The 24,642-nt window shown below is 70.9% G+C and carries 18 protein-coding genes; 4 read left to right on the forward strand and 14 right to left on the reverse strand.

Going from position 1 to position 24,642, the window contains the following annotated elements; genetic code table 11:
- Window positions 1-149 precede the first annotated feature (149 nt).
- From infB to ACTJJP_RS04070, 5 genes are all read right to left on the reverse strand, one after another.
- On the reverse strand, window positions 150-2,978 hold the full coding sequence (gene infB, locus ACTJJP_RS04050) for a translation initiation factor IF-2 (RefSeq protein WP_440773746.1): 2,829 nt from the start codon (window positions 2,976-2,978) through the stop codon (window positions 150-152).
- Between the two features lie 93 nt (window positions 2,979-3,071).
- Window positions 3,072-3,323: a YlxR family protein gene (locus tag ACTJJP_RS04055; RefSeq protein WP_440773747.1), complete on the reverse strand. Its 252-nt coding sequence runs from the start codon at window positions 3,321-3,323 to the stop codon at window positions 3,072-3,074.
- 33 nt (window positions 3,324-3,356) lie between these two features.
- A complete protein-coding gene (gene nusA / locus ACTJJP_RS04060) occupies window positions 3,357-4,346 on the reverse strand; it encodes a transcription termination factor NusA (protein ID WP_440773748.1) in 990 nt (329 codons plus the stop codon).
- 248 nt (window positions 4,347-4,594) lie between these two features.
- On the reverse strand, window positions 4,595-5,197 hold the full coding sequence (locus ACTJJP_RS04065) for an HD domain-containing protein (protein WP_440773749.1): 603 nt from the start codon (window positions 5,195-5,197) through the stop codon (window positions 4,595-4,597).
- A gap of 289 nt (window positions 5,198-5,486) precedes the next feature.
- Window positions 5,487-7,982 carry a glycogen/starch/alpha-glucan phosphorylase gene (locus tag ACTJJP_RS04070; RefSeq protein WP_440773750.1) on the reverse strand — a complete coding sequence of 832 codons (2,496 nt, stop codon included), beginning with the start codon at window positions 7,980-7,982 and terminating at the stop codon, window positions 5,487-5,489.
- A gap of 160 nt (window positions 7,983-8,142) precedes the next feature.
- Here ACTJJP_RS04070 and ACTJJP_RS04075 point away from each other — a divergent pair, with 160 nt between their 5' ends.
- The gene (locus ACTJJP_RS04075; protein WP_440773751.1) at window positions 8,143-8,952 is read left to right on the forward strand and encodes a DUF1206 domain-containing protein; all 810 of its coding nucleotides are present in this window, start codon (window positions 8,143-8,145) and stop codon (window positions 8,950-8,952) included.
- Window positions 8,953-9,040: 88 nt separating this feature from the next.
- On the opposite strand, the gene ACTJJP_RS04080 is transcribed toward ACTJJP_RS04075, so the two are convergent.
- The 4 genes from ACTJJP_RS04080 to ACTJJP_RS04095 all read right to left on the reverse strand — a co-directional run bounded on the left by ACTJJP_RS04080 (window position 9,041) and on the right by ACTJJP_RS04095 (window position 13,447).
- Window positions 9,041-9,862, reverse strand: coding sequence for an aldo/keto reductase (locus ACTJJP_RS04080; RefSeq protein ID WP_440773752.1), 822 nt, complete (start codon window positions 9,860-9,862; stop codon window positions 9,041-9,043).
- 97 nt (window positions 9,863-9,959) lie between these two features.
- Window positions 9,960-11,756, reverse strand: a complete 1,797-nt coding sequence (locus tag ACTJJP_RS04085; protein WP_440773753.1) for a proline--tRNA ligase — start codon at window positions 11,754-11,756, stop codon at window positions 9,960-9,962.
- Between the two features lie 48 nt (window positions 11,757-11,804).
- Entirely contained in the window at window positions 11,805-12,920 is a 1,116-nt protein-coding gene (locus tag ACTJJP_RS04090; protein WP_440773754.1) for a hypothetical protein, read from the reverse strand.
- Complete coding sequence (locus ACTJJP_RS04095) at window positions 12,917-13,447, reverse strand: RNA polymerase sigma factor (RefSeq protein ID WP_440773755.1); 531 nt, start codon at window positions 13,445-13,447, stop codon at window positions 12,917-12,919. The genes ACTJJP_RS04090 and ACTJJP_RS04095 overlap by 4 nt, the downstream gene beginning before the upstream one ends.
- A 138-nt stretch (window positions 13,448-13,585) precedes the next feature.
- Between ACTJJP_RS04095 and pcp the strand changes: the two genes are divergently transcribed.
- Window positions 13,586-14,218, forward strand: coding sequence for a pyroglutamyl-peptidase I (pcp, locus tag ACTJJP_RS04100; protein WP_440773756.1), 633 nt, complete (start codon window positions 13,586-13,588; stop codon window positions 14,216-14,218).
- A gap of 37 nt (window positions 14,219-14,255) precedes the next feature.
- Here the strand turns inward: pcp and ACTJJP_RS04105 are convergent, their stop codons facing one another.
- Window positions 14,256-15,440: a benzoate/H(+) symporter BenE family transporter gene (locus ACTJJP_RS04105; RefSeq protein ID WP_440773757.1), complete on the reverse strand. Its 1,185-nt coding sequence runs from the start codon at window positions 15,438-15,440 to the stop codon at window positions 14,256-14,258.
- Between the two features lie 75 nt (window positions 15,441-15,515).
- A complete protein-coding gene (gene ispG / locus ACTJJP_RS04110) occupies window positions 15,516-16,667 on the reverse strand; it encodes a flavodoxin-dependent (E)-4-hydroxy-3-methylbut-2-enyl-diphosphate synthase (protein WP_440773758.1) in 1,152 nt (383 codons plus the stop codon).
- Between the two features lie 208 nt (window positions 16,668-16,875).
- Between ispG and ACTJJP_RS04115 the strand changes: the two genes are divergently transcribed.
- On the forward strand, window positions 16,876-18,828 hold the full coding sequence (locus ACTJJP_RS04115) for an anthranilate synthase family protein (protein ID WP_440773759.1): 1,953 nt from the start codon (window positions 16,876-16,878) through the stop codon (window positions 18,826-18,828).
- 90 nt (window positions 18,829-18,918) lie between these two features.
- Here the strand turns inward: ACTJJP_RS04115 and ACTJJP_RS04120 are convergent, their stop codons facing one another.
- A complete protein-coding gene (locus ACTJJP_RS04120) occupies window positions 18,919-20,235 on the reverse strand; it encodes a M50 family metallopeptidase (protein WP_440773760.1) in 1,317 nt (438 codons plus the stop codon).
- 109 nt (window positions 20,236-20,344) lie between these two features.
- Here ACTJJP_RS04120 and ACTJJP_RS04125 point away from each other — a divergent pair, with 109 nt between their 5' ends.
- Window positions 20,345-22,003 (forward strand): Mur ligase family protein, encoded by a 1,659-nt coding sequence (locus ACTJJP_RS04125; protein WP_440773761.1) that lies wholly within the window; start codon window positions 20,345-20,347, stop codon window positions 22,001-22,003.
- Window positions 22,004-22,569: 566 nt separating this feature from the next.
- On the opposite strand, the gene dxr is transcribed toward ACTJJP_RS04125, so the two are convergent.
- Together dxr and ACTJJP_RS04135 are read right to left on the reverse strand one after the other, a co-directional pair.
- Window positions 22,570-23,652, reverse strand: coding sequence for a 1-deoxy-D-xylulose-5-phosphate reductoisomerase (gene dxr, locus ACTJJP_RS04130; RefSeq protein WP_440773762.1), 1,083 nt, complete (start codon window positions 23,650-23,652; stop codon window positions 22,570-22,572).
- Window positions 23,653-23,661: 9 nt separating this feature from the next.
- Entirely contained in the window at window positions 23,662-24,621 is a 960-nt protein-coding gene (locus ACTJJP_RS04135; RefSeq protein WP_440773763.1) for an FKBP-type peptidyl-prolyl cis-trans isomerase, read from the reverse strand.
- Between the last annotated feature and the right edge of the window lie 21 nt (window positions 24,622-24,642).

Genomic DNA, 24,642 nt, shown 5'->3' on the forward strand with positions numbered 1-24,642 from the left:
TCTTTCCGCCGGGTGGGGTCACGCCGTTCGCCGCTGCACCCAGCGTAGGCCGGAGGGGGTGTGCATTCCTCCGAGCATCGGGGTAGGGGNCACACCCCCGCAGGCCGAAGCGGGAGCCGCGCCGAACAGCGCGACCCCCGCCCAGCGAATCAGCCTCGCGGCTTCTCGATCATCTCGGTGGTCTCGATCTCGTCACCGATCTGGATGTCGTTGAACTTGCCGAGACCGATACCGGCCTCGAAGTCCGTACGCACCTCGGTGACGTCGTCCTTGAAGCGGCGCAGCGACTCGATGGCCAGGCCATCGGCCAGCACGACGCCGTCGCGGATGACGCGAGCCTTGGCGTTTCGCGTGATCGTTCCCGACCGCACGATGACACCGGCGATGTTGCCGAACTTCGAGGAGCGGAACACCTCGCGGATCTCGGCGACACCCGACTGGACCTCTTCGAACTCCGGCTTGAGCAGACCCTTGAGCGACTGCTCGACGTCGTCGATCGCGTTGTAGATGACCGAGTAGAACCGCACGTCGACACCCTCGCGGGCGGCGCGCTCACGGGCCTTCGTGTCGGGACGGACGTTGAAGCCGATCACGATCGCGTTGTCGATCGTGGCCAGGTTGATGTCCGACTCGGTGATCGCACCCACACCGCGGTGGATGATGCGCAGCTGCACGCTGTCGTCGACCTCGATCTTGAGCAGCGACTCCTCCAGCGCCTCGACGGCACCGGAGACGTCACCCTTGATGATGAGGTTGAGCGACTCGACCTTGCCCTCTTCGAGAGCGCGGGTGAAGTCCTCGAGCGAGATGCGCTTGCGGGCCTTGGCCAGCTGGGCGTTGCGCTGCGCGGCTTCACGCTTCTCGGCGATCTGACGGGCGGTGCGGTCCTCCTCGGCGACGATGAAGACGTCACCGGCACGGGGCACGGAGTTCAGACCCTGCACCGACACGGGACGCGAGGGGTAGGCCTCGTCGACGGCGTCGCCGTTCTCGTCCATCATCGCGCGGACGCGGCCGTACGCGGTGCCCGCGACGATCGCGTCGCCGACGCGCAGCGTTCCCGACTGGATGAGCACCGTGGCGACCGAACCGCGACCCTTGTCGAGCTTCGCTTCGATCGCGACGCCACGAGCCGCCTTGTTCGGGTTGGCGGTGAGGTCGAGGCCGGCGTCGGCGGTGAGCAGCACCGCATCCAGGAGGGCCTGGATGTTGAGGTTCTCTCGGGCCGACACGTCGACGAACATGACGTCTCCGCCGTACTCCTCGGCGACCAGACCGTACTCGGTGAGCTGCTGGCGCACCTTCGCGGGGTTGGCGTCGGGCTTGTCGACCTTGTTGACCGCGACCACGATCGGCACGTTCGCCGCCTGGGCGTGGTTCAGCGCCTCGACCGTCTGGGGCATGATGCCGTCGTCGGCCGCGACCACGAGGATCGCGATGTCGGTCACCTGCGCACCACGGGCACGCATGGCGGTGAACGCCTCGTGACCCGGGGTGTCGATGAAGGTGATCGCACGCTCGATGCCCTCGTGCTCGGTCCAGATCTGGTACGCACCGATGTGCTGGGTGATGCCACCGGCTTCGCCCGCAACCACGTTGGTCTGACGGATGGCGTCGAGCAGTCGCGTCTTACCGTGGTCGACGTGGCCCATGACGGTGACCACGGGAGGACGGATCTCGAGATCGTCCTCGCTCTCGGCCTCGAGCTCGGCATCGAGGTCGAGACCGAAGCCCTCGAGGAGCTCCTTGTCTTCGTCCTCGGGCGAGACCATCTGGATCTTGTAGCCGAGCTCGGCGCCGAGCACCTCGAAGGTGGCCTCGTCGAGCGACTCGGTCGCGGTCGCCATCTCACCCAGGTTGAACAGGATGGTCACCAGCGTGCCGGGCTGCACGTTGTAGCCGCGCAGGGCCTCGAGCTTGTCGGCGAAGTCCGAGATCGACGCGCCGCGACGCAGGCGGATGATCTCGCCGTTGCCCTTCGAGACGTTGACGCCGCCGACGACCGGCGCCGACCGCATCTCGAATTCCTGCCGCTTCGCCCGACGCGACTTGCGCTGCTTGGACTTGCCGCCGCCCTTACCGAAGGCACCCGCGGTTCCGCCGCCGGGGCCACGGCCGCGACCGCCACCGCCACCGGGGCGACCGGCGAAGCCGCCACCACCGGGAGCACCGGGAGCGCCACCGGGACGCTGGAAGCCGCCGCCGGCACCGCCGGGACGACCGGGGCCGCCGGGACGCTGCTGGAAGGGAGCACCCGGACGACCGGCACCGCCGGGCCGACCCGCACCACCGGGACGCGGGGCGCCCGGACGCGGGGCACCGGGACGCGGAGCCTGCGGGCGGGGGATGTTGCCGGGAGTCGGCCGCTGGCCCATGCCCTGCGCCGAAGCGAAGGGGTTGTTGCCGGGACGGGGGCCGGAGGGCCGCTGGCCCATGCCCTGCGCCGAGGCGAACGGGTTGTTGCCGGGACGAGCGCCGCCGGGACGCGGGGGCGAGCTGGGGCCGGGCTTGGGGGCCGTCGAACCCGGGCTCGGCGGCGACGACGGGGTGGTCGGCGCAGCCGCGGCATCCGCGGCGGGGGCGGCCGCGGGTGCAGCCGGAGCGGGGGCGGCCTCGGCGGGAGCCGACGTGGCCGGAGCGGCGACGGGCGCAGCCGGAGCCGCGGGCTCGGGAGCCGCGGCGGGCTTGGCGGGTCCGGGGCGCGGGCCCGAAGGACGGACACCGGGGGTCGCCGCGGGACGCGCGGGTCCGGGGCGAGCGCCGGACGCGGGGCGCGCCGCGGGCGCGGCGGGCTTGGCATCCGATGACCCCGAGGAGCTCTCGGCCGCGAGGGCGGCGCGGAGCTTACGAGCCACGGGGGGCTCGATGGTGGATGAGGGGCTCTTGACGAACTCGCCGAGCTCCTTCAGCTTCGCAAGCGCGACCTTGCTGTCGACGCCGAGCTCGGAAGCGATCTCGTGCACGCGTGGTTTTGCCACAATTCTCCTGTCTGAGGGCCTACCCCGGACAGGGCAGACCGCTAGTTGCGGACGGGTCTCATTTCGAGCCGTTCACTTCGTGTCCATAGCCGTTCAGCCTTTTCGCTGGAGGTGTGATTCGAAGGTCTGCGTGTCAAGCGGGCCTGACACACGCAATGCTCGTACGAAGGCGCGACGCGTGAGAGCTTTCCTCACGCACGCGTCCGTCTCGTGCACCCACGCTCCCCGTCCCGGAAGGACCGCTCCCTCGTCAGCGACGAGGATGGATCCCTGGGCGACCACACGCAGAAGCGAGGATCGGGGGGCGCGTGCGCGGCATCCGACGCACGTTCGTACTGGTTCCATCGTACACCTCGCCGCCGCCTCAGCGACGGACGCTCAGTTGTCTTCGAGGATGCTGTCGGGCTGGATGTCGATCTTGGCGCCGGTCAGTTTCGCGGCGAGGCGGGCGTTCTGCCCCTCCTTGCCGATGGCGAGCGACAGCTGGTAGTCGGGCACCAAAGCGCGCACGGCCTTGGTCGACGCGTCGAGGACGAAGGACGAGGTCACCTTCGCCGGCGAGAGGGCGTTCGCCACGAAGCGGGGCAGTTCGGCGTCGTAGTCGATGATGTCGATCTTCTCGCCGGCGAGCTCTTCGGTGACCGCGCGGACGCGGCGGCCCAGCTCGCCGATGCAGGCGCCCTTGGCGTTGACCGTCGGGTCGTTCGCCTTGACGGCGATCTTGGAGCGGTGGCCGGCCTCGCGGGCGAGCGACACGATCTCGACGAGACCCGCGGCGATCTCGGGGACCTCGAGCGCGAAGAGCTTGCGCACCAGTCCCGGGTGGGTGCGCGAGACGGTGATCTGCGGACCCTTGTTGCCCTTGGAGACGCTGGTGACGTAGACGCGCAGACGCGAGCCGTGCGCGTACGTCTCGCCGGGCACCTGCTCCTCGGGAGGGAGGATCGCTTCGACCGTGCCGAGGTCGACGTGCACCATGCGCGGGTTCGGTCCCTGCTGCACGACGCCGGCGACGATGTCGCCCTCTTTGCCGCGGAACTCCCCCAGCACGGCGTCGTCGGCGATGTCGCGCAGACGCTGGCTGATGACCTGCTTCGCGGCGAACGCGGCGATGCGGCCGAAGTCGTCGGGGGCCTGCTCCTCTTCGCCGATGACGGCGCCCTCTTCGTCGGTGACGGGGGTGAAGATGCCCACGTGACCGGTCTTGCGATCGAGGGATGCACGCGCGCCCTCGGGGATCTCGCCGCTGGGCGAGATGTGCTTCGCGTAGGCGGTCAGGATCGCCTGCTCGATGATGCGCGCGAGTTCATCGAAGGGGATCTCCTTCTCGCGTTCGATCGTCTTGAGAAGTGCGAGATCGATGTCCACAAGGCCCTCCGTTATTCAGCTCTCGTCGACGCGACCGGCGCCGACAACCCTCCTACGATACCCGGGATGCCACGCCCCTCGCGACCTGCGGAGCGATTCCCGGGGCCGTCGCGCAGCGGATCCCCGGCTTGTCCGTCGCGCTCGGCGACACGATGCAGGAGGAACGCGGGAGGAACGGCGCATCGCGCGAGCACCGGCGGTCCCGGACGCCGAATCTCCTGCGTCGTGTCCTTTCGGCTCCGCTGACGTCAGAGCCGCCCGAGCGGATTCGCCGCGAGCTTGGCCACCACTCCCCCGTCGACCAGGCGCCGCGCGGCGGTGTCGGGCTTGCGCGTGGCCTGGTCCCGCACGCACGCGCCGAACTCCTCGGCGAGGGCTCCGCGCGGGTGGGCGGCGAGCACCTCCCGCCGGAAGTCCTCGGGCAGCGCGTCCGGGCGGGCCCCCGAGATGTCGAGACCCGTCGCGATCTCGAGCAGGTGGCCCTCGGCATCCCTCTCCACGTCGACGTGCGGCCAGTTGTGCCGCACGATCACCTCGAGAACCCGGGCGCGACGCTCCGCGGGCCACCCTGCTCCGGCGGTGAGGGCCACGCCGACGTGTCCACCCGCGTGCTCGTAGGAGATCGTGTGGTTGTCGAACTCCGTGACCGTGCCGATGTCGTGCAGCACGGCGGCGACGTAGAGCAGCTCGTGGTCGATGCCGGTGATGCCGTCGACGCGGGCGAACGCCTCCGCCCACAGCCACGACCGCAGCCCGTGCGCCGTGATCGCGGCGGATTGGTACTGCCGGGCGAGCGCGAGGGCACCGCGGGCGGCGAGGGTGTCGGGTGCGGGGAAGTCGCTGATGCGCACGGAGCCTCCGAAATCGAGTGGACTCCCACTCTCGCCCAGGTCGGCCCCTCGACGCCGTCGCCGGTCGGCCAGCCTTCGCAGCCTTCCCGCCAGCGCGCGTGCACAACTCAGGAGAAACGGCGCCGCGCGCCGCGACGCCCGCGCGATTCCGCGGTGTGCGTGCCGCGCGGCATCCGAAACTCCGGAGTTGTGCACGCACCGCGCCCGTCACCGACCCGCGTTCCGGCGGCACGACGACGGATGCCGCGACCATGTGCGAGCGCCCGAGCCGCGGCATCCGGAATCCGCGTCAGCTGATCGGTGTGGCGTGCCAGATGCGGTCGAGGTAGTCGCGCATGGCCCGGTCGGACGAGAAGTAGCCGCTCCGCGCGACGTTGAGGATCGCCGAGCGCACCCAGGCGTCCTGGTCGGCGTACGCGGCGTCGACGCGATCCTGCGCGTCGAGGTACGAGCGGAAGTCGGCGAGCGCCATGAAGCGGTCGTCGTACAGCAGGTTCGACACGAGAGGCTCGAAGACCGTGCGGTCGCCGTCGGAGAACGCACCGGATGCGATGAGGTCGATCGCGCGACGCAGTTCGTCGTCCTCCTGGTAGAAGTCGGCGGGACGGTACCCCTCGGCCCACAGAGCCTCGACCTCTGGCTCGCTCATTCCGAACAGGAAGAAGTTGTCGTCACCGACGAGTTTGCGGATCTCGACGTTCGCGCCGTCGTCCGTGCCGATCGTGAGGGCGCCGTTCAGCGCCAGTTTCATGTTGCCGGTGCCGGACGCCTCCTTCCCGGCGAGCGAGATCTGCTCCGACAGATCGGCGGCCGGAATGATGCGCTCGGCGAGCGTGACGTTGTAGTTGGCCGGGTAGAGCACCTTGAGCTTGCCCTGGGTGCGCTCGTCGGCGCTCACGACCTCGCCGACGGCGTTGATCAGGTGGATGATGCGCTTGGCCATCCCGTACCCGGGCGCGGCCTTGGCCCCGAAGAGGAACGTGCGCGGCTGCACGTCGTCGACGTCGAGGCGACCCGAGACGATGCCCTCGTACGTGCTGACGATGTGCAGGACCTTCAGCGTCTGCCGCTTGTACTCGTGAAGGCGCTTGATCATCACGTCGAGCATGTGGCCGTCGTCGAGCGGGGCCTCCCCCCGCGACTCCAGCACGCGGCTGAGGCGACGCTTGTTCGAGGCCTTCACCGCCGCGAAACGCTCGCGGAAGTCGTCGTCGTCGGCGAGGGCCTCCAGGCCACGAAGCCGCTCGAGGTCGACGGTCCAGCCGGCCCCGAGGGCTTCGGTGATGAGATCCGACAGCTCGGGATTGGCCAGACGCAGGAACCGGCGGGGAGTGACGCCGTTGGTGACGTTCGTGAACTTGTCGGGCCACATCTCGGCGAAGTCCTTGAGCACGTTGTCGCGCAGCAGCTGCGAGTGCAGCTCGGCAACACCGTTGACCTTGGACCCGGCGACCGTGGCGAGGTAGGCCATACGCACGGAGCGGGAAGGGTGTTCTCCGATGATCGACATGTTGCGGATGAGCATCTCGTCGTCGCCGAAGCGCTCGCGCACCTCGAGGAGGAACTCGTCGTTGATGCGGTAGATGATCTCGAGATGCCGCGGCAGCAGACGCCCCAGAAGGTCGACCGACCAGACCTCGAGCGCCTCCGGCAGCAGCGTGTGGCAGGTGTACGCGAAGCACTTCTGCGTGATGGCCCACGCGGCATCCCACTCGAGCTTCTTCTCGTCGACGAGGACGCGCATGAGCTCGGGGACGCCGATGACCGGGTGCGTGTCGTTGAGCTGGAAGATGACGCGCTCGGGGAGCTTCTCGATATCGAAGTCGTCGGGCAGCACGTTGCCGATGAAGTCGGCGATGGAGGCGGCGACGAAGAAGTACTGCTGCTGCAGACGGAGCTCTTTGCCCTGGGGGGTGGAGTCCTCGGGGTAGAGCACCTTGGAGATGTTCTCGGCGAAGGTCTGCGCGCGCACCGACTCGACGTAGTCGCCGGAGTTGAACGTGTGCAGGTCGAAGGCGTTCGTGGCCACCGCGCGCCACAGCCGCAGGGTGTTCACCCGGCCGTTGTGGTAGCCGGGGACCATCATGTTGTACGGCACCGCGAGCACGTTCCACTCGGGGACCCAGCGGGTGCGCTCGACGCCGTCGTCGTCGTACGTCTCGGTGCGACCCGCGAACGAGATCGTCTGGGCGGCCTCGGGGTGGGCGAAGTCCCACGGCGAACCCATGCGCAGCCAGGCGTCGGGCTGCTCAATCTGCTGACCCTCGGCGAAGGCCTGGCGGAAGATGCCGTACTCGTAGCGGATGCCGTAGCCGATCGTCGGCACGCTCATCGTCGCGAGGGAGTCGATGAAGCAGGCGGCCAGTCGTCCGAGTCCACCATTGCCGAGCCCCGGCTCGATCTCGACCTGGCGCAGGTCGTCGATGTCGATACCGCACTGCGCCAGCGCCTCGGTGGCGATGTCGGTCAGGCGAGAGGCGAGGAGGTTGTTATCGAGCTGGCGGCCCAGCAGGTACTCCGCCGAGAGGTAGCAGACGGTCTTGGCCTGTTGCGCCTTCTGCTGCGCGCGGTCGTCGAACCACCGCGCCATCAGGTAGTCGCGCACCGTGAACGCCAGAGCCAGGTACTGGTCGTTGACGTCGGAGTTCGAAAGGGTCACGCCCTGGTCGAAGTTCAGGTTCTGAAGGAACTGTTTCGCGAAGCCGTCGACGGATGCCGCGGGGGCGACGACGGGCGCGAGGGCCAGGGGGTGAGTCGGACGCAGCTCAGGGGTGTTGTCGGGCACCTTCCGACCGTAATGAGTCGCGCGCCGCAGTGCCAAGACGGCAACGGCAACGACACACGATCTTCACCCCCGTGCCGCATTCCTGCCAGGAACCCCACAAGATCGCCTCCGGGGCGCGCGGCGGGTGGCGCCGTCCGGGAGGAGGCAATACGGTGCCGGGATGCCGTCCTCCGCCCGTTCCGCCGCGCGCGACGCCGAGGCGAACCCCGCTTTCCGCGTCGCCGCCCGCGCGGGCTACGTCGCCAACGGCATCCTGCATGTGCTGATCGGCGGGCTGGTGCTCGCCGTCGGCTTCGGCGCGACGGAGGACACCGATCAGACGGGCGCCTTCCGCGCGGTCGCCGCCCTCCCGCTCGGGGCCGTCGCCCTCGGGGCGCTGGCGGTGGGCATGGTGGCCCTCGGCTGCTGGCACCTGCTGCAGGCCGTCGCCCCGCGCCGTCTGTCGGGGTGGAGGCGGCTCGCGCGGATCGCCGCCGAAGCGCCCCAGGGCATCGTCTTCGTCGTGATCGGGGTCATCTCGGCATCCGTCGCCTTCGGCGCCCGCCCCCACGCCGAACAGGCCGCCGAGGACGCGAGCGAAGTCGTGCTCACCCTCCCCCTCGGCGGCTTCGTCCTGGGCGCCGTGGGGGTGGCCGTGACGGGCGTGGGGATCGGTTTCGGGTGGATGGGCCTGCGGCACTCTTTCCGCAACAAGGTGCGACTGCCCGACGGTGTGGGGGGCCACGTGCTCAGCGCGCTGGGCGTGGTGGGCTTCTTCGCGAAGGGCGTGGCGCTCGTCATCGTGGGGGTGCTGCTGGTCATCGCCGCCGTGCGCATCGAGCCCGACACCGCGGGCGGCCTCGACGGGGCGGTGTCCGCCTTGATCGAGCTGCCCGCGGGCCCGTTCCTCGCCCTGCTCGTGGGGCTGGGGTTCCTCGCGTACGGCGTGTTCACGGTCTTCCGCGCGCGCTATGCGCGGTTGGACGCCTAGCGACAGAGCGACCGGCCGGCGTCTCTTCCACGGGATACGGGTAGGGTCCCCGCATGCGCGGGCACCGCCGGCTTCGCCGGGCGCGGACTCAGTCGAGGTCGGGGTCGCGCCCCGTGCGCTCGCCCGTGTCGAGCCCGGCGATGGCGTCGTGATCGTCGGCGTCGAGGGTGAAGTCGAACACGTCGCCGTTCTCGCGGAGGCGCTCGAGCGACACCGACTTCGGGAACACGACGAGACCGCGGTCGAGGTGCCACCGCACGACGACCTGGGCCGGGGTCTTGCCGTATCGCTCGGCGATCCGCGCGAGCACGGGCTCCTGCAGCAGTCCGCCGCGCGCCAGCGGCGCCCACGACTCGGTGACGATGCCGTTCGCGGCATCCCAGTCGACGAGGGGGTTCTGGGGGAAGCGCGGGTGCAGCTCGACCTGGTTCACGGCGGGGAGGACGCCGGTCTCGTCGCGCAGGCGTTCGAGCAGCGGGATGGAGAAGTTGCTCACGCCGATCGAGGTCGCCCGGCCCTCCTGCTGCAGGCGCAGGAGCGCCCGCCACGTGTCGACGTAGCGGTCGGCGCTGGGGATGGGCCAGTGGATGAGGTAGAGGTCGACCCGGTCGAGGCCGAGCTTCGCGGCGCTGGCGTCGAACGCGCGGAGCGTCTCATCGAAGCCCTGATCGTCGTTCCACACTTTGGTGGTGACGAACACCTCGTCGCGGTCGAGACCCGAGGCCCGCAGTCCCGCACCCACCTCTTCCTCGTTGCCGTAGAGGGCGGCGGTGTCGACGTGACGGTAGCCCGCGGCGAGCGCCCCCTCGACGAGGTCCGCGGTGATCTCGGCGGGAACCTTGTAGGTGCCGATGCCGAGCTGCGGGATGGTGGATCCGTCGGACAGCGAGAGGCGGGGAGCGGCGATCATGGCATCCACGCTACCGACGTGCGGGGGCCACTCCCCCACCCTTGACGGCGGAACGGCACTGTCCCGGTCGGGGAACGGTGCCGTTCGACACGGGATCTCAGCGCGTCAGAGCAGCCACGGCGTCGTCGACGGAGAGCGTCTCGCGCTCCCCGGTGCGGCGGTCCCACAGCTCGACCTGACCGTTGGCCGCGCCGCGGCCCACGATGAGGATGCGCGGGATGCCGACGAGCTCGGCGTCGCCGAACTTCACGCCGGGCGACACCTTGGGGCGGTCGTCGTACAGCACATCGAGACCGGCGGCCTCGAGCTGCTCGGACACGGACGACGCGAGCTCGAACGCGACCGCATCACGGCCGGTGGCCACGACGTGCACATCGAACGGAGCGACCGAGGCGGGCCAGATGAGGCCCTTGGCGTCGTTGTTGAGCTCGGCGATGATCGCGAGGATGCGGGTGACGCCGATGCCGTACGAGCCCATCGTGACGGTGGCGAGCTTGCCGTTCTCGTCGAGCACCTTCAGCCCGAGCGCCTCGGCGTATTTGCGACCGAGCTGGAAGACGTGCCCGATCTCCATGCCGCGCGCCAGCTCCACCGGGCCGGAGCCGTCGGGAGCCGGATCGCCGGGACGCACGGTGGCGACCTCGACGAAGCCGTCGCCGACGAAGTCGCGGCCCGCGACGAGCGAGTGCACGTGCTTCTGATCGATGTTCGCGCCGGTGATCCAGGCGGTGCCGTCGACGACGCGGGGGTCGAGCACGTAGCGGATCTTGGTCGCGGACTCCTCGCCCAGCACGGGGCCGGTCGGCGACCACGGGCCGATGTAGCCCTTGACCAGCAGCGGGTTCTTGGCGAAGTCCGCGTCGGTGGCGGCCTCGACCTCGGCGGGGGCGAAGGCGACCTCGACGCGCTTGTCGTCCACGTCGCGGTCGCCGGGCAGGCCCACGACGACGAGCTCTCGCGTGCCGTCGAGGTGGGTGAGCGCCAGCACGACGTTTTTGAGCGTGTGGGCCGCGGTCCACGCGGTCGCCTCGGCGGTGGCGGGGCCGGCGATGCCGGGGGCCGGTGCGTCGAGGTGCGCGTTGGAGTGGTCGACGAGCGTCGCGATCGTCGGGGTGTCGGGCGAGTCGAAGATCACCGCGTCCGGCTGCCCCTCGATCGGGAGAGCCTCGGGGGCGACGGTCGTGAACGCCTCGACGTTGGCGGCGTACCCGCCGGCCGAGCGCACGAACGTATCCTCGCCGATGGGCGTGGGGTGCAGGAACTCCTCCGACTTCGATCCGCCCATCGCGCCCGCGTCGGCGGCGACGATGACGTACTCGAGGCCGAGGCGGGTGAAGATGCGCTCGTAGGCGTCGCGCTGCGCCTGGTACGAGGCGTCGAGGCCGGCATCCGTCGCGTCGAACGAGTAGGCGTCCTTCATCGTGAACTCGCGACCGCGCAGGAGGCCCGCGCGGGGGCGCGCCTCGTCGCGGTACTTGTCCTGGATCTGGTACAGCGTCAGCGGCAGGTCTTTGTACGACGAGTAGAGGTCCTTCACCAGCAGGGTGAACATCTCCTCGTGCGTGGGGGCGAGGAGGTAGTCGGCGCCCTTGCGGTCCTGCAGGCGGAACAGCGCGTCGCCGTACTCCTCCCAGCGACCCGTCTGCTCGTAGGGGTCGCGCGGCAGCAGAGCCGGGAAGTGCACCTCGAAGGCACCGGCGTTCGCCATCTCCTCGCGCACGACCGTCTCGATCTTGGCCTTGACCTTCAGGCCGAGCGGCAACCACGCGAAGATGCCCGGGGCGTTGCGGCGGATGTAGCCGGCGCGCACGAGCAGGCGGTGGCTCGTGACCTCGGCATCGGAGGGGTCTTCGCGGAGCGTGCGGAGGAAGAAGTTCGACAGACGGGTGACCACGAGAGTCGAGTCTAGGCCGCGCGGAAGAGCATCGAGGATGCCACGGACTCAGCCCAGCGCGGCGATGACGGCCGCCGCGACCTCGCGCGCCCGCTCCTCGCTCACGTTGGTCACGTCGACGTCGACCACCCCTCCGGACGCGTCCGCGCGAACGCTCCCCCCGTTGCCGTCGGCACGGGCGAGCCACCACGCGGCCTGCGCCCCCGTCACCGTGACCGGCGTGCCGCCGAAGCGCTCGACCTCACGCGCGTCCGACACCTCGCCCGCCCCGATGCTGACGCGGAGGAAGGGAGGCGCCGTCTCGTCGTACGACGTGGGCGCGAAAGAACACCAGGCCGCCACACCTCGGGCCTCGAGGACGTTCCACACCTGCCCCTGGGGCACGTTATCGGTCCCGAGGGGCCCGAGATCGTCGCGGCCGAGCGTCGTTCCCACCGCGCCACCGATCTGCTCCCGGCAGTCCCCGAGCCTCCAGGCATCGGCTGGGAGGGGCCGCTCGCCCACCGCCGAAGCGGCGGGCTTCGATCCGACCTCCTCCACCGCGCGCACGGCGACCGCGGAATCACCGGCATCGCCGACGACCCACGTGTCGCCGAACCGTTGCGAGTAGTCGCACGGTCCGCCTCCCTCGCACACGGGAACGGCGTTCACGCGAGCCCGGACCTGCTCCGGGACGACCGACCAGGGAAGGACGGTGATGTTCAGCGCCCGCCAGTCCTCCGGGGCCTCGGCGCGCCACTGGCACGAGATCCCGCCGAGAACGTCGCTGTCCCACACCGGCAGGCCGGGGGACAGCCGGACGTCCGCACCCACGAGGGCCGATGCTTCTGCGTCGTCGAGCACCGCGGAGCAGTCGCCGCCGAAAGCGACGGCCGGGGCCGTCGGAGTCGAGGGGGGCGAGGACGTCGGGGTCGTGGGGGGCGCGAGAGTCGGCGTGGGTTCGGCGGAGACGGTCGCACTCGGCGCCGGTGTCGTCGCCACGGGCGGCGCGCTCAGCGTCGACGTCGCCGCCACTCCCCCGGCGATCGCCACGACCAGAGCCGCGGCGACGGAGCCGGCGATCCACGCACCTCGATGCGCGCCGGCGGGCTTGATGTCGTGGGCGCCGCCCACGATTCGGGCGCGCAGGGCGGCGCGCTCGGCGGGCGTCAGTTCGTCGTTCATGCCCGTGCCCCTTCCAGCGCGAGCTCATCGCGCAACTTCGCCTTGGCGCGGGCCAGCCGCGACTTCACCGTTCCGGCCGGGATGCCGAGGGCCTGAGCGATCTCCCGCTCCGGGTACCCCTCCAGCACCGACAGCACCACCACCGCCTGCTCTCGCTCGGGCAGACGTTTCAGAGCCGACAGCACCCCGCTGTCATCGTGCACGTGCACCGCCCGCGGCTCGGCCACCGGCGCCCGATCCAGGAGCGCCCGGTACCGCCGGCTCGAGCGCTCGAGGTTCCGCGCGCTGTGCGCCACCGTCGTCAGCAGCCACGGCAGCGGCGACCCGTCGACCAGCCGTACCGTCGCGCGCTTGCGCCACAGCTCGAAGAAGGCGACCGCCACGGCATCCTTCGCATCCTCCCGGTGGGTCAGCAGCCGCGAGGCGTGCCGGAACAACCGTGCCTCGTGCCGATCGAACAGCGCGGCGAGAGCGAGCTCGTCGCCTTGGCGTACCCGGCCCCACAGCCCGGCGTCGTCGTGATCCACACTCTGTAGTGTCCGCGATCGCCCGATCGGTTCCCCCCGCCCGTGTCGATCGGGTCACGGGTCGGTAACGGCTCCTCGTGGGCGGGCACCACCGTCCTCCCCCGCGCCGCGGCCCGGATCCCGACATAGCCTGGATGCGTGACCACCGTCCTCCTCACCGGCTTCGAGCCGTTCGCGGGCGATGCGACCAACCCCTCGGGAGACGCCGTGCGACTCGTCGCTGCGCGGTGGTCGGGCAGCGAACGACTGGTCGTGGAGGTGCTGCCGGTGGTGTTCGCCTCGGCTGCGGAACGCCTCCGACTGCTCATGGACGAACACCGCCCCGACATCGTCATCGCCACGGGCCTGGCCGGCGGGCGTGCACAGGTCACCCCCGAGCGGGTGGCGATCAACCTCGCCGACGCCCGTATCCCCGACAACGCCGGTGATCAACCGGTCGATCGACCGGTGGTGGCGGGCGGGCCGACCGCCCATTTCGCCAGCCTTCCGGTCAAGGCGATCGCCGCCGCCCTGACCGACGACGGCATTCCCGCCGCGGTGTCGCACTCGGCCGGAACCTTCGTGTGCAACCACGTCATGTTCACGGCCCTGGATGCCGCCGCACCCGGCGTGCGTGCCGGATTCGTCCACGTCCCGTACGCGCGCGAGGACGCCCCCGCCGGCGCACCGGCTCTGCCGTTGGACGACATCGCACGCGCCCTCGAGATCGCCGTGCGCACGGCGCTCGACGTGCGGACCGACGCCTCGACACCCGGCGGCGCGCTGCACTGAACGCCCGCCGCCGCCGTACGCGGTGACAGCCTCGGGATCAGGCCGCGCGCCGCCCCGCGTGCAGCACGGTGCGCACCACGAGACCCGCCACGAGGGCCCAGAAGGCGGCGCTCACCCCGAACACCGCCATCCCTGATGCCGCGACGAGGAACGTCACCACCGCGGGCACCCGCTCGCCGGGGTCGTCGATGGCCTGCTGCACGGCGGAGCCGAACGCGCCGAACAGCGCGACACCCGCGACGGCCGGGATCACACCCGCCGGCGCCACCAGCACGATCGAGGCGAACGCGGCCGACAGCGCGCCCAGCACGAGGTACGTGCCCCCCGCGGACACGCCCGCCACCCACCGCCGCTTCGGGTCGGGATGGGAGTCCGGTCCCGCCGCGATCGCGGCGCTGATCGCCCCGAGGTTCATCGCGTGCCCGCCGAAACCGGCGGCGGCAGCCGACCCCAGACCGGTCACGAGCATCGCCGGGCGCCACGGGATCGTGTAGCCGAGGCTGCGCATCACGGCGACGCCGGGGACGTTCTGCGACGCCATCGTCACGATGAACAGCGGCAGGGCGATGCCGATGACGGAGCCGATCGTGAGGGTCGGCGCGGTGACCTCCAGTCGGGGCAGGAGGGTTGCGGCATCCATCTGCACTCCCGTGCGCGCGAGTTCGACCGCCACGACGACGATCGCCGCGACGAAGGCGAGCGGAACGGCCCAGCGCGGCAGAAGACGGGATGCCACGAGCCACACGATCAGCACCGGGGCGACGCCCCACGGGTCCTCCACCACGCCGACGAACGGCGCGACGCACAGCGGGAGGAGGACGCCCGCGAGCATCGCCTGCGCGATGGAGGGCGGAATGCGGGCGATCAGCGCACCGAGGGGCGGGAAGAGGGCGGTGCACAGGATGAGCGCCGCCGACACGAGGAATCCCCCCACGACGGCCGGCCACCCGCCGTCGACCGCGCCGGTCGCCGCGAGCAGGGCGACGCCGGGCGTCGACCACGCGACCGTGATCGGGATGCGGTAGCGCCCGGCGAGCACGACGCAGCCGACACCGACGACGAGCGTGATGGCGAGCAGACCGCTCGCCGCCTGCTCCGGCGTGGCGCCGACGGCTCGGAGGCCCGTGAGGACGACCGCGAACGTGCTGGTGAAACCGACGAGGGCGGTGACCGCCCCGGCGATGAGCGGACGGGCGAGGGAGGCGGCGGGAGTCTCGGTCATGAGGATCCCGACGCTAGCGGAACCCCGCTCCGCGCCGACGACGCCGTTGCGCGCGGAGGCCGGGTGAACGCCGGCTCAGGCCGTGACGACCTGGGCGGTGCCGGGGGTGGCGTCAGGACCCATCTCGTCGGCGAGGCGGTTGGCCTCTTCGATGAGCGTCTGCACGATCTCGGCCTCGGGCACGGTCTTCACGACCTGCCCCTTGACGAAGATCTGGCCCTTACCGTTGCCGGATGCCACGCCCAGGTCGGCGTCGCGCGCTTCTCCGGGACCGTTCACGACGCAGCCCATCACGGCCACGCGCAGCGGCACGGTGAGGTCTTTCAGTCCCTCGGTGACGTCGTCGGCGAGGGTGTAGACGTCGACCTGCGCGCGGCCGCACGAGGGGCACGAGACGATCTCGAGCTTGCGTTCGCGGAGGTTCAGCGACTGCAGGATCTGGTGGCCGACCTTGACCTCCTCGGCGGGAGGCGCCGACAGCGAGACGCGGATGGTGTCTCCGATGCCCTCCGAGAGCAGGATGCCGAACGCCGTGGCGCTCTTGATGGTGCCCTGGAACGCGGGTCCGGCTTCGGTCACGCCGAGGTGCAGAGGCCAGTCGCCTCGCTCGGCGAGCAGGCGGTACGCCTTGACCATGACGATGGGGTCGTTGTGCTTGACCGAGATCTTGAAGTCGTGGAAGTCGTGCTCTTCGAACAGCGATGCCTCCCACACGGCGCTTTCCACGAGAGCCTCGGGCGTGGCCTTGCCGTACTTCTCCAGCAGACGCCGGTCGAGTGACCCGGCGTTCACGCCGATGCGCAGCGACACCCCGGCCGCCTTGGCGGCCTTCGCGATCGCGCCGACCTGGTCGTCGAATTTGCGGATGTTGCCCGGGTTCACGCGGACCGCGCCGCAGCCGGCGTCGATCGCCTGGAAGACGTACTTCGGCTGGAAGTGGATGTCGGCGATGACCGGGATCTGGCTCTTCTTCGCGATGATGTGCAGCACATCGGCGTCATCCTGCGACGGCACGGCCACGCGCACGATCTCGCATCCGGATGCCGTGAGCTCGGCGATCTGCTGCAGCGTCGCGTTGATGTTGGTGGTCGGCGTCGTGCACATCGACTGCACGCTCACCGGCGCGTTGCCGCCGACGAGCACCTTGCCGACCTTGATCTGACGAGTCTTCCGACGAGGCGCGAGGACCTCCGGCACGCGGGGCATCCCGATGTTCACTGCAGGCACGCCGTTCAGCCTACGCCTCAGGCCCCGGGCGGGGGCTGAAGACGCCCTGTGGTAGGTTCGGCGCCATGCGCGCGTACACACCCTGGTGGCCCACCGTCTAGGCGGTGCGCACGCATGCAACAGACCGCCCTCCCCCTGGGGAACCCGGGCGGTCTTCGTGTTTTCGGCGGCCGCTTTGGACCCTCCCTCACTGACGGAAAGACTTTCGATGACCGGGCCCGACCCCTCCTCCCTGCTGCGCGACCTCGCCGCCGGCACCGCCCCTTTCGCCGTGATCGCCCGCGACCACGCGACCGTCGAGGTTCTCACCGGTGACGTCGTCGACGTCGACCTGCTCGCCGACATCCCCCTGACGGATGCCGCGGGCGCCGCGCGTGAAGTCCTCGCGCTCGTGCCGTACCGCCAGGTGCGCGAGCGCGGCTTCGTCTGCCACGACGACTCCGCGCCGCTGCGTTGCCTCGTCATCGACGAGCGGGTCTCCGTCCCGCGCAGCGAGGCCATGGCATCCCTCCCCTCCTCCCCCGTGCCGTTGACCGGAGCCGGTTTCGACATCGCCGACGACGAGTACGCCGAGATCGTCCGCCGCGTCATCGCCGAGGAGATCGGTCGCGGCGAGGGCGCCAACTTCGTCATCCGCCGCGATTTCGTCGCCGGTGTCGACGTCGATCCGCGCATCGCCGCGCTGACGTGGTTCCGCGCGTTGCTCGAGCACGAGAAGGGCGCCTACTGGACCTTCGCCGTCGTGACCGACGGGCACATCGCGGTCGGCGCGAGCCCCGAGGCGCACGTCAGCGCCAAGGACGGCATCGTCACGATGAACCCCATCTCCGGCACGTTCCGCCACCCCGCCGGCGGGGCGACGGCCGACACGCTGGCGGAGTTCCTGCGCTCGACCAAAGAGACCGAGGAGCTCTTCATGGTCGTCGACGAGGAGCTGAAGATGATGAGCGCCGTCTGCAGCGACGGCGGGCGCATCACCGGGCCCCACCTCAAAGAGATGTCGCGCCTCACCCACACCGAGTACATGCTGCGCGGCCGCAGCGACCTCGACCCGCGCGACATCCTGCGCGAGACGATGTTCGCCCCCACCGTCACCGGCTCCCCCATGCAGAACGCGTGCACGGTCATCGCCCGCCACGAGAGCACGCCGCGCGGCTTTTACTCCGGCGTCGCGGCCCTGTTCACCCCGAACGGGACGACGAAGGGCCCCACGCACGACCTCGACGCGCCCATCCTCATCCGCACCGCGTATCTCGTCGACGGCCGCCTCCGCGTACCGGTCGGCGCGACGCTCGTGCGCCACTCCGACCCCTACGGCGAAGTCGGCGAGACCCACGGGAAGGCCGCGGGAGTGCTCGGCGCGATCGGGGCGATCCCCCGCGACAGCGCGCCGGCCGCGACCGTCCCCGCCGCGCCCGCCGACGCCGACCCCGACGCCCCCGTCGCGCCGCGCCGACCGCTCGGCGAGGATCCCGCGATCGCCGAGCTGCTGGCATCCCGCAACGACCGCCTCGCGCCGTTCTGGATGAACCCGCAAGACCCCGACGGATCCGGCCCCTTCGCCGGCCGCACGGCTCTCGTCGTGGATGCCGAGGACCGTTTCACCACGATGCTCGCCCACCAGCTGCGACACCTCGGCCTGGACACCCGGATCGCGCACTGGTCGGAGGTGACGGATGCCGAGATCGACGGCGCCGACCTCGTCGTCTCGGGCCCCGGTCCCGGCGACCCGCGCGACGACACGGCGCGCATGGAGGCGATGCGCCACGTCGTCGGACGCCGCACCGCGCGTCGCGATCCCCTCCTCGCCGTGTGCTTGAGCCACCAGATCCTCGCCGATTCGCTCGGTATCGAACTCATGCCGCTCGATCGGCCCCACCAGGGCCTGCAGAAGAGCGTCGACGTGTTCGGCGAGGATGCCTCGATCGGTTTCTACAACACCTTCACCGCGCGGGTTCACCCCGGCGACCGCCGCGGCATCACCTCCGGGCGAGGCGACGTGGTGACCCACCTCGACATCGACGTTGCCGCCGACCCCGTCACGGGCGACGTCTACGCCCTGCGCGGGCCGGGCTTCGCGAGCGTCCAGGGTCACCTCGAGTCGATCCTGTCGCGCGACGGCATGCGCACCCTGGAACGCCTGATCGCCCACGTGCTCTGACGCCCCACCCCAGGAGGGCTGAGCCCGTCGAAGCGACCGGACCCGGCAGGGCTCCCGGACCCGTCGACACGCTCAGAGGCCCCACCCCGGCTAGAGCAGCTGCACCGGGTTGAACACGTCGGCGAGGAACAGCACGCCGCCCATGCCGATGAGCAGCACGACGACGACGAAGGTCACGGGCACGAGCTTGGTGGCATCCACCGGTCGCGCGACCCTTCCGCGAAGACGCGCGATCCAGCGCTTGAGGCCGTCCCAGAGGGCCACCACGACGTGCCCGCCGTCCAGCGGCAGCAGGGGAATGAGGTTGAAGACGAAGAGCGCGATGTTCAAAGCCGCCAGCAGACCGATGATCGACTGCACGCGCGCCAGGATCGGCGCGTCGACAGCGGCGTACTCGCCCGCGAGACGCCCGGCGCCCACGACACTGAGGGGTCCGTTGGGATCGCGCGGCTGACCGGTGACGAGATCGGCGGCGGTGTCGTAGATGCGCACCGGCAACTGCGTCATGATCTGCGCCACGGCGCCCACCTGCTGGATGGTCGCCTCGGGACCGACCCAGATCGGCTGGGGCACGAGGGCCTGCTGAGCGCGGAGCCCCGCGAACCCGACGCTCTCGTACTCGATCGCTCCGGTGGCATCCCGTACCGGTTGCCCCTGCGCGTCGGTGACGGCGCGGTCGGTGCGCTCGGGAGTGACGGTGACCGTCTGCGTGGCGCCGTCGCGCTCGATCACGACGGGCAGCGCCTGACCGGGGGCGTCCTGGATGATGGCGGCCGCCTCGGCGAACGTCGACACCGCGCGGCCGTCGACCGACACGACGACGTCACCCGGTTGGATGCCGGCGGCCGCGGCGGGCGCGACCGGGTCGGCCGAGGTGCACTCGGTGCGGTCCTCGCTCGCGGGGATGACGCACTGCGACACCGATGCGACGGTCGTGGTGGTGGTCGCGATGCCGATGCCGCTGACGGCGATCGCCGAGAGCACGAAGGCGAGCAGCAGGTTCATGATCGGGCCGCCGAGCATGACGACCACGCGCTTCCACACCGGCAGCTTGTAGAAGACGCGGTCGTCGGCTGCGACCAGGGTCTCGGCGTTGGCGTCGCGGGCGTCCTGCACCATCGTGGCGAAGAACCGAGAGCGCCTCCGGGACGGCTCCTCCCCCTCGGGCGCCGGCGGATACATGCCCGCCATCGAGATGAAGCCGCCGAGCGGCAGCAGCTTGAAGCCGTACTCCGTCTCGCGGATCCGCTTGGACCACAGGGTGGGCCCGAAGCCGATCATGTACTGGCCGACGCGCACGCCGAAGAGTTTGGCGGGCAGCAGATGCCCGACCTCGTGCAGGGCGATCGAGACGGCCAGGCCGATCACGAGCACGAGCACGCCGATGAGGAAGGCGATCGCGGTCACCCGGCGACCCTACCGCCGCCCGCCTTCGAACGGCCCGTGCGGCGCCGATGCGACACCTGTGCGCCGCCGATGCGGTGTCTGTGCGGCGCCGGGTGAGACAATGGATGGGATGCCGACCGACGCGCCCTCGAACCTCCCGCCCGTGCTCCGGCCGGAGCGACCGCCCCACCGCGACCTCGCGGAACTGGCCCGACGCTTCGGCGTCCGCAGTGTCGGTGACGTCGAAGGGAAGACCCTGACCGGCATCACCCTCGCCACCGCGGACCTCCGCGCGGGCGAGGCCTTCGTCGCCGTGCGCGGCGTCAACCGGCACGGGGCCGATTTCGCCGCGACGGCCGCCGAACGCGGTGCGGTCGCCATCATCACCGACGCCGACGGCGCCGAGATCGCGGACCCCACCGGTCTTCCGATCGTCGTCGTCGAGGACCCCCGAGCACTTCTGGGCGACCTGTCGGCGTGGGTGTACGGCACCGGTCCCGACGATGACCTGCCGCAGCTGCTCGCCACGACCGGCACCAACGGCAAGACGAGCGTGTCGCACCTGCTCGAGGGCATCCTCGGCCAACTCGGCGTCGTGACGGGTCTGTCCTCGACGGCCGAGCGACACATCGCCGGCGACGTCATCGTGTCGCGTCTGACCACGCCCGAGGCATCCGAGTTCCATGCCCTTCTCGCGCTCATGCGCGAGCGGGGCGTCGAGGCCGTCGCCGTCGAGGTGAGCGCCCAGGCCCTCACCCGCCACCGCGTCGACGGGCTCGTCTTCGACGTCGCCGGCTTCACCAACCTCACCCACGACCACCTCGACGACTACGCCGACATGAGCGAGTATTTCGAGGCGAAGCTGCCGCTGTTCCGCGCTGACCGTGCGCGTCGGGGTGTGGTCTGCCTCGACTCCTCCGCGGGCGCGGAGATCGCCGCGCGAGCCGAGATCCCGGTCGTCACGATCGTCACCCCGGCGATCGCCGAAGCACCGACCGTCGACGCCGACTGGACGGTCGACATCGTCGACGAGCGTCAGGACGGCACCGAGTTCACGCTCCGCTCACGCGACGGTCGCAGCATCACCACCGTGGTGCCCGTCATCGGTCGGCACATGGCCGCCAATGCCGGCCTCGCGATCGTCATGCTGCTCGAGACCGGGTACACCTGGGAGCGCCTCGTGCAGACGCTCGACGGCGGTCGCATCGACGCCTCTCTCCCCGGTCGCACGCAGCTGGTGTCGGGTGCCGAGGGCCCGGCGGTCTACGTCGACTTCGGCCACTCCCCCGACGCGTTCGAGAAGACGCTGGCTGCGGTCCGCCGGGTGACGCCCGGAAAGGTGGTGATGGTCTTCGGCGCCGACGGCGATCGCGACGCCACCAAGCGACTCGACATGGGTCGCACCGCTGTCCTCGGCAGCGACATCCTCGTCGTCACCGACCACCACCCGCGGCACGAGAATCCGGATGCCATCCGTTCGGTGCTCGTCGAGGGGGCGCGCCGGGCACGCCCCGACGCCGAGATCCTCGAGTTCACCCCACCGGAGCGCGCGATCCTCGAGGCCGTGAAGCTCGTCGGCCCGGGCGATGCGATCCTGTGGGCGGGTCCCGGCCACCAGGACTACCGCGACATCCGCGGGGTGCGCACACCGTACTCGGCGCGTGAGCTCTCCCGTCGCGCCCTGCGCGCGGCCGGCTGGCCCGTGCCCGATCCGCAGTGGCCGGTGCCCTACCCACTCGACAGCACCCCGTCGTCCGACCCCGAGCGCCTCGTCGACTTCCCCGCCTGAGCCTCCGGCCGGAGCACCCCCGCCTACGGAACGACACACCTCCCGCGAAACCGCGCCGGGCCCCACCTTCGAAGCGCTCAGCAACGCCATCTACGGGTGTGGGGCAGCGCGCCCACCCGTCGCCGCAGCCGCAGCGCGCCCACCCGGCGCCGCAGCCGCAGCGCGCCCACCCGGCGCCGCAGCCGCAGCGCGCCCACCCGGCGCCGCAGCCGCATCGACCATGCCGCGCCGGTACAAGCCTGCTCGCGACACGGCGCAGGACATCCCGGTGCAGCGGCGCCACCTACCGGGCCCAGCCCACGGTCGGTGGGTGTTTCTCCTGCGTTGTGTTCAATGGGGCGCGCCTCACTGCGATGCCGGACGGCCGACTCGGCACAGCGCGATGCGCGGACAACGTAACTGGACACAATGCAGGAGAACGGACTCCTTGCAGGGCCCAGAACCTGGCCGACCGGGCCCCGCTCGGCGGAACTCCTGCGTTGTGTCCGGTCCCCGGAGGGCGTGAGCCGATCGGGGAACGCGCGGGAGTCGCGTCGGGAGGACCCGCCGGGCATCCGCTCGCCGGGTCAGCGCGCGGCGATGATCTCGTCGGCCGCGCGGCGCGCCCACGCCTCGGCGTCGGCGAGCGACTCGCGGGTGAGCACGGTCGGCGGCTCGTGACGGTCGACGACGCGTTCGATGAGCTCGACGATGTCGAGGAAACCCAGTCGCCCCTCGTGGAACGCGTCGACGGCCTGTTCGTTCGCGGCGTTGAACACCGCGGGGAACGTCGCTCCCGCGCGTCCCACGCGCTTCGCGAGGGCGACCGAGCCGAAGGCCTCCTCGTCGAGCGGCTCGAACGTCCACTGCGACGCGCGCGTCCAGTCGAGCGGGGCACCCACGCCCCCGATGCGGTGCGGCCAGTCGAGGCCCAGAGAGATCGGCAGGCGCATGTCGGGCGGCGAGGCCTGCGCGATCGTCGACCCGTCGACGAATTCGACCATCGAGTGCACGATCGACTGCGGGTGCACCGTGACGTCGATGCGGTCGTAGGCGACGTCGAACAGCAGGTGCGCCTCGATCACCTCGAGGCCCTTGTTCACCAGCGTCGCCGAGTTGGTCGTGACGACGCGGCCCATGTCCCACGTCGGGTGGGCGAGCGCCTGAGCGGGGGTGACGCCGACGAGCTGCTGTCGCGAACGACCGCGGAAGGGGCCGCCCGACGCCGTCAGCACCAGCCGGCGCACCTCCTGCTGCTCGCCCGAGCGCAGCGCCTGCGCGATGGCGGAGTGCTCCGAGTCGACGGGCACGATCTGGCCGGGAGCGGCGAGTGCCGTGACGAGGTCGCCGCCGACGATGAGCGATTCCTTGTTGGCCAGGGCGAGCGTGCGGCCCTCTTCGAGGGCGGCGATCGTGGGCCCGAGCCCCACGGAACCGGTGATGCCGTTGAGCACCACGTCCGCCTCGACGTCGCGCACCAGCTGCTCCGCCTCGACGGCGCCGAGTGCGACGTGCTCGACGTCGAACGCCTCGGCTTGGGCTTCGACGCCGGCGCGGTCGCGTCCGGCGGCCAACCCGACCACGTCGAACCGGTCGGGGTTGGCGCGGATGACGTCGAGCGCCTGCGTCCCGATCGAACCGGTGGAACCGAGGATGAGGACGCGGCGCATGCCGTCAGCCTACTGAGCGGCTTCGGGGGCGTGCTGCACGCCGAGGATGTCGACGACGAAGACGAGTGCGGAGTTCGCAGGGATCGATCCCGACGCCTGGTCTCCGTATCCGTCGACGGCGGGGATCACCGCGACGACCTGCGAGCCGACCGTCTGCCCCTCGAGGGCCTTCTTGAACCCGGGAACGACGCCGGTCGTCGCGAACTGCGCCGGTTCGCCCCGGTCCCAGCTGGAGTCGAACACGGTGCCGCCGTCGTAGAGGACGCCGGTGTACTGCACGATGACCGTGTCGCCGGGGTTGATCACATCGCCGGTGCCCTTGCGCAGGTTCTCGACGCGCGTCTCGGCGGGGGCGGGCGTGCCGGGGACCGTGATCGTGGGCGCACCGTTGTCGGCGAAGGTCACGGTCGGCATGCCGTCGACGGGGGCGACCTCGGCGCCCTCGGCGCGCGTGGGCAGCTCTTCGATGGCGTCTGCGATGAGGACGAAAGCGGGCGAGCCTTCACCGAGGGCTCCCGCCGGGAAGGACGAGACGGTGCGCGAACCGATCGTCGCGCACTGGAGCGAGGCACCGAAGATCTGCTGCGACGAGATGAGCGTGTCCATGCCGTCGGGCGCCGAGTCGATCGACTGCAGCTGGACTTCGCCGCTCGCAGCGTCCACCAGGGTGAAGTTGGCCTTGAGCACGTCGCCCGCCTGCACCTGCTCGCCGGACCCCTCGATCAGGGTGGTGCGCTGCAGCTCTGCGGGGGCGTACGCGTCGGGGAGGGTGACCTCGACCTTCGACTCGAAGTCGCCCGCGACCGTGAGGCCCTCGGGCGCGGGGGCGTCGGCGAGGGGGGCCTGGCACTGCCCGGCGTCGCCCGTGGCATCCGGGGTCTGCGCCTGGTCGGGTGAACCGGCGCACCCCGCCAGCAGCAACGCCGCGACGGCGGCGACGGACAGGGAAGCGATCGGGCGGAAGCGCACAGGAGACCTCTCGAAGGGAGT

Origin of the sequence: Microbacterium sp. 22296 (assembly GCF_052045385.1) — a bacterium.
Lineage (GTDB): Bacteria > Actinomycetota > Actinomycetes > Actinomycetales > Microbacteriaceae > Microbacterium.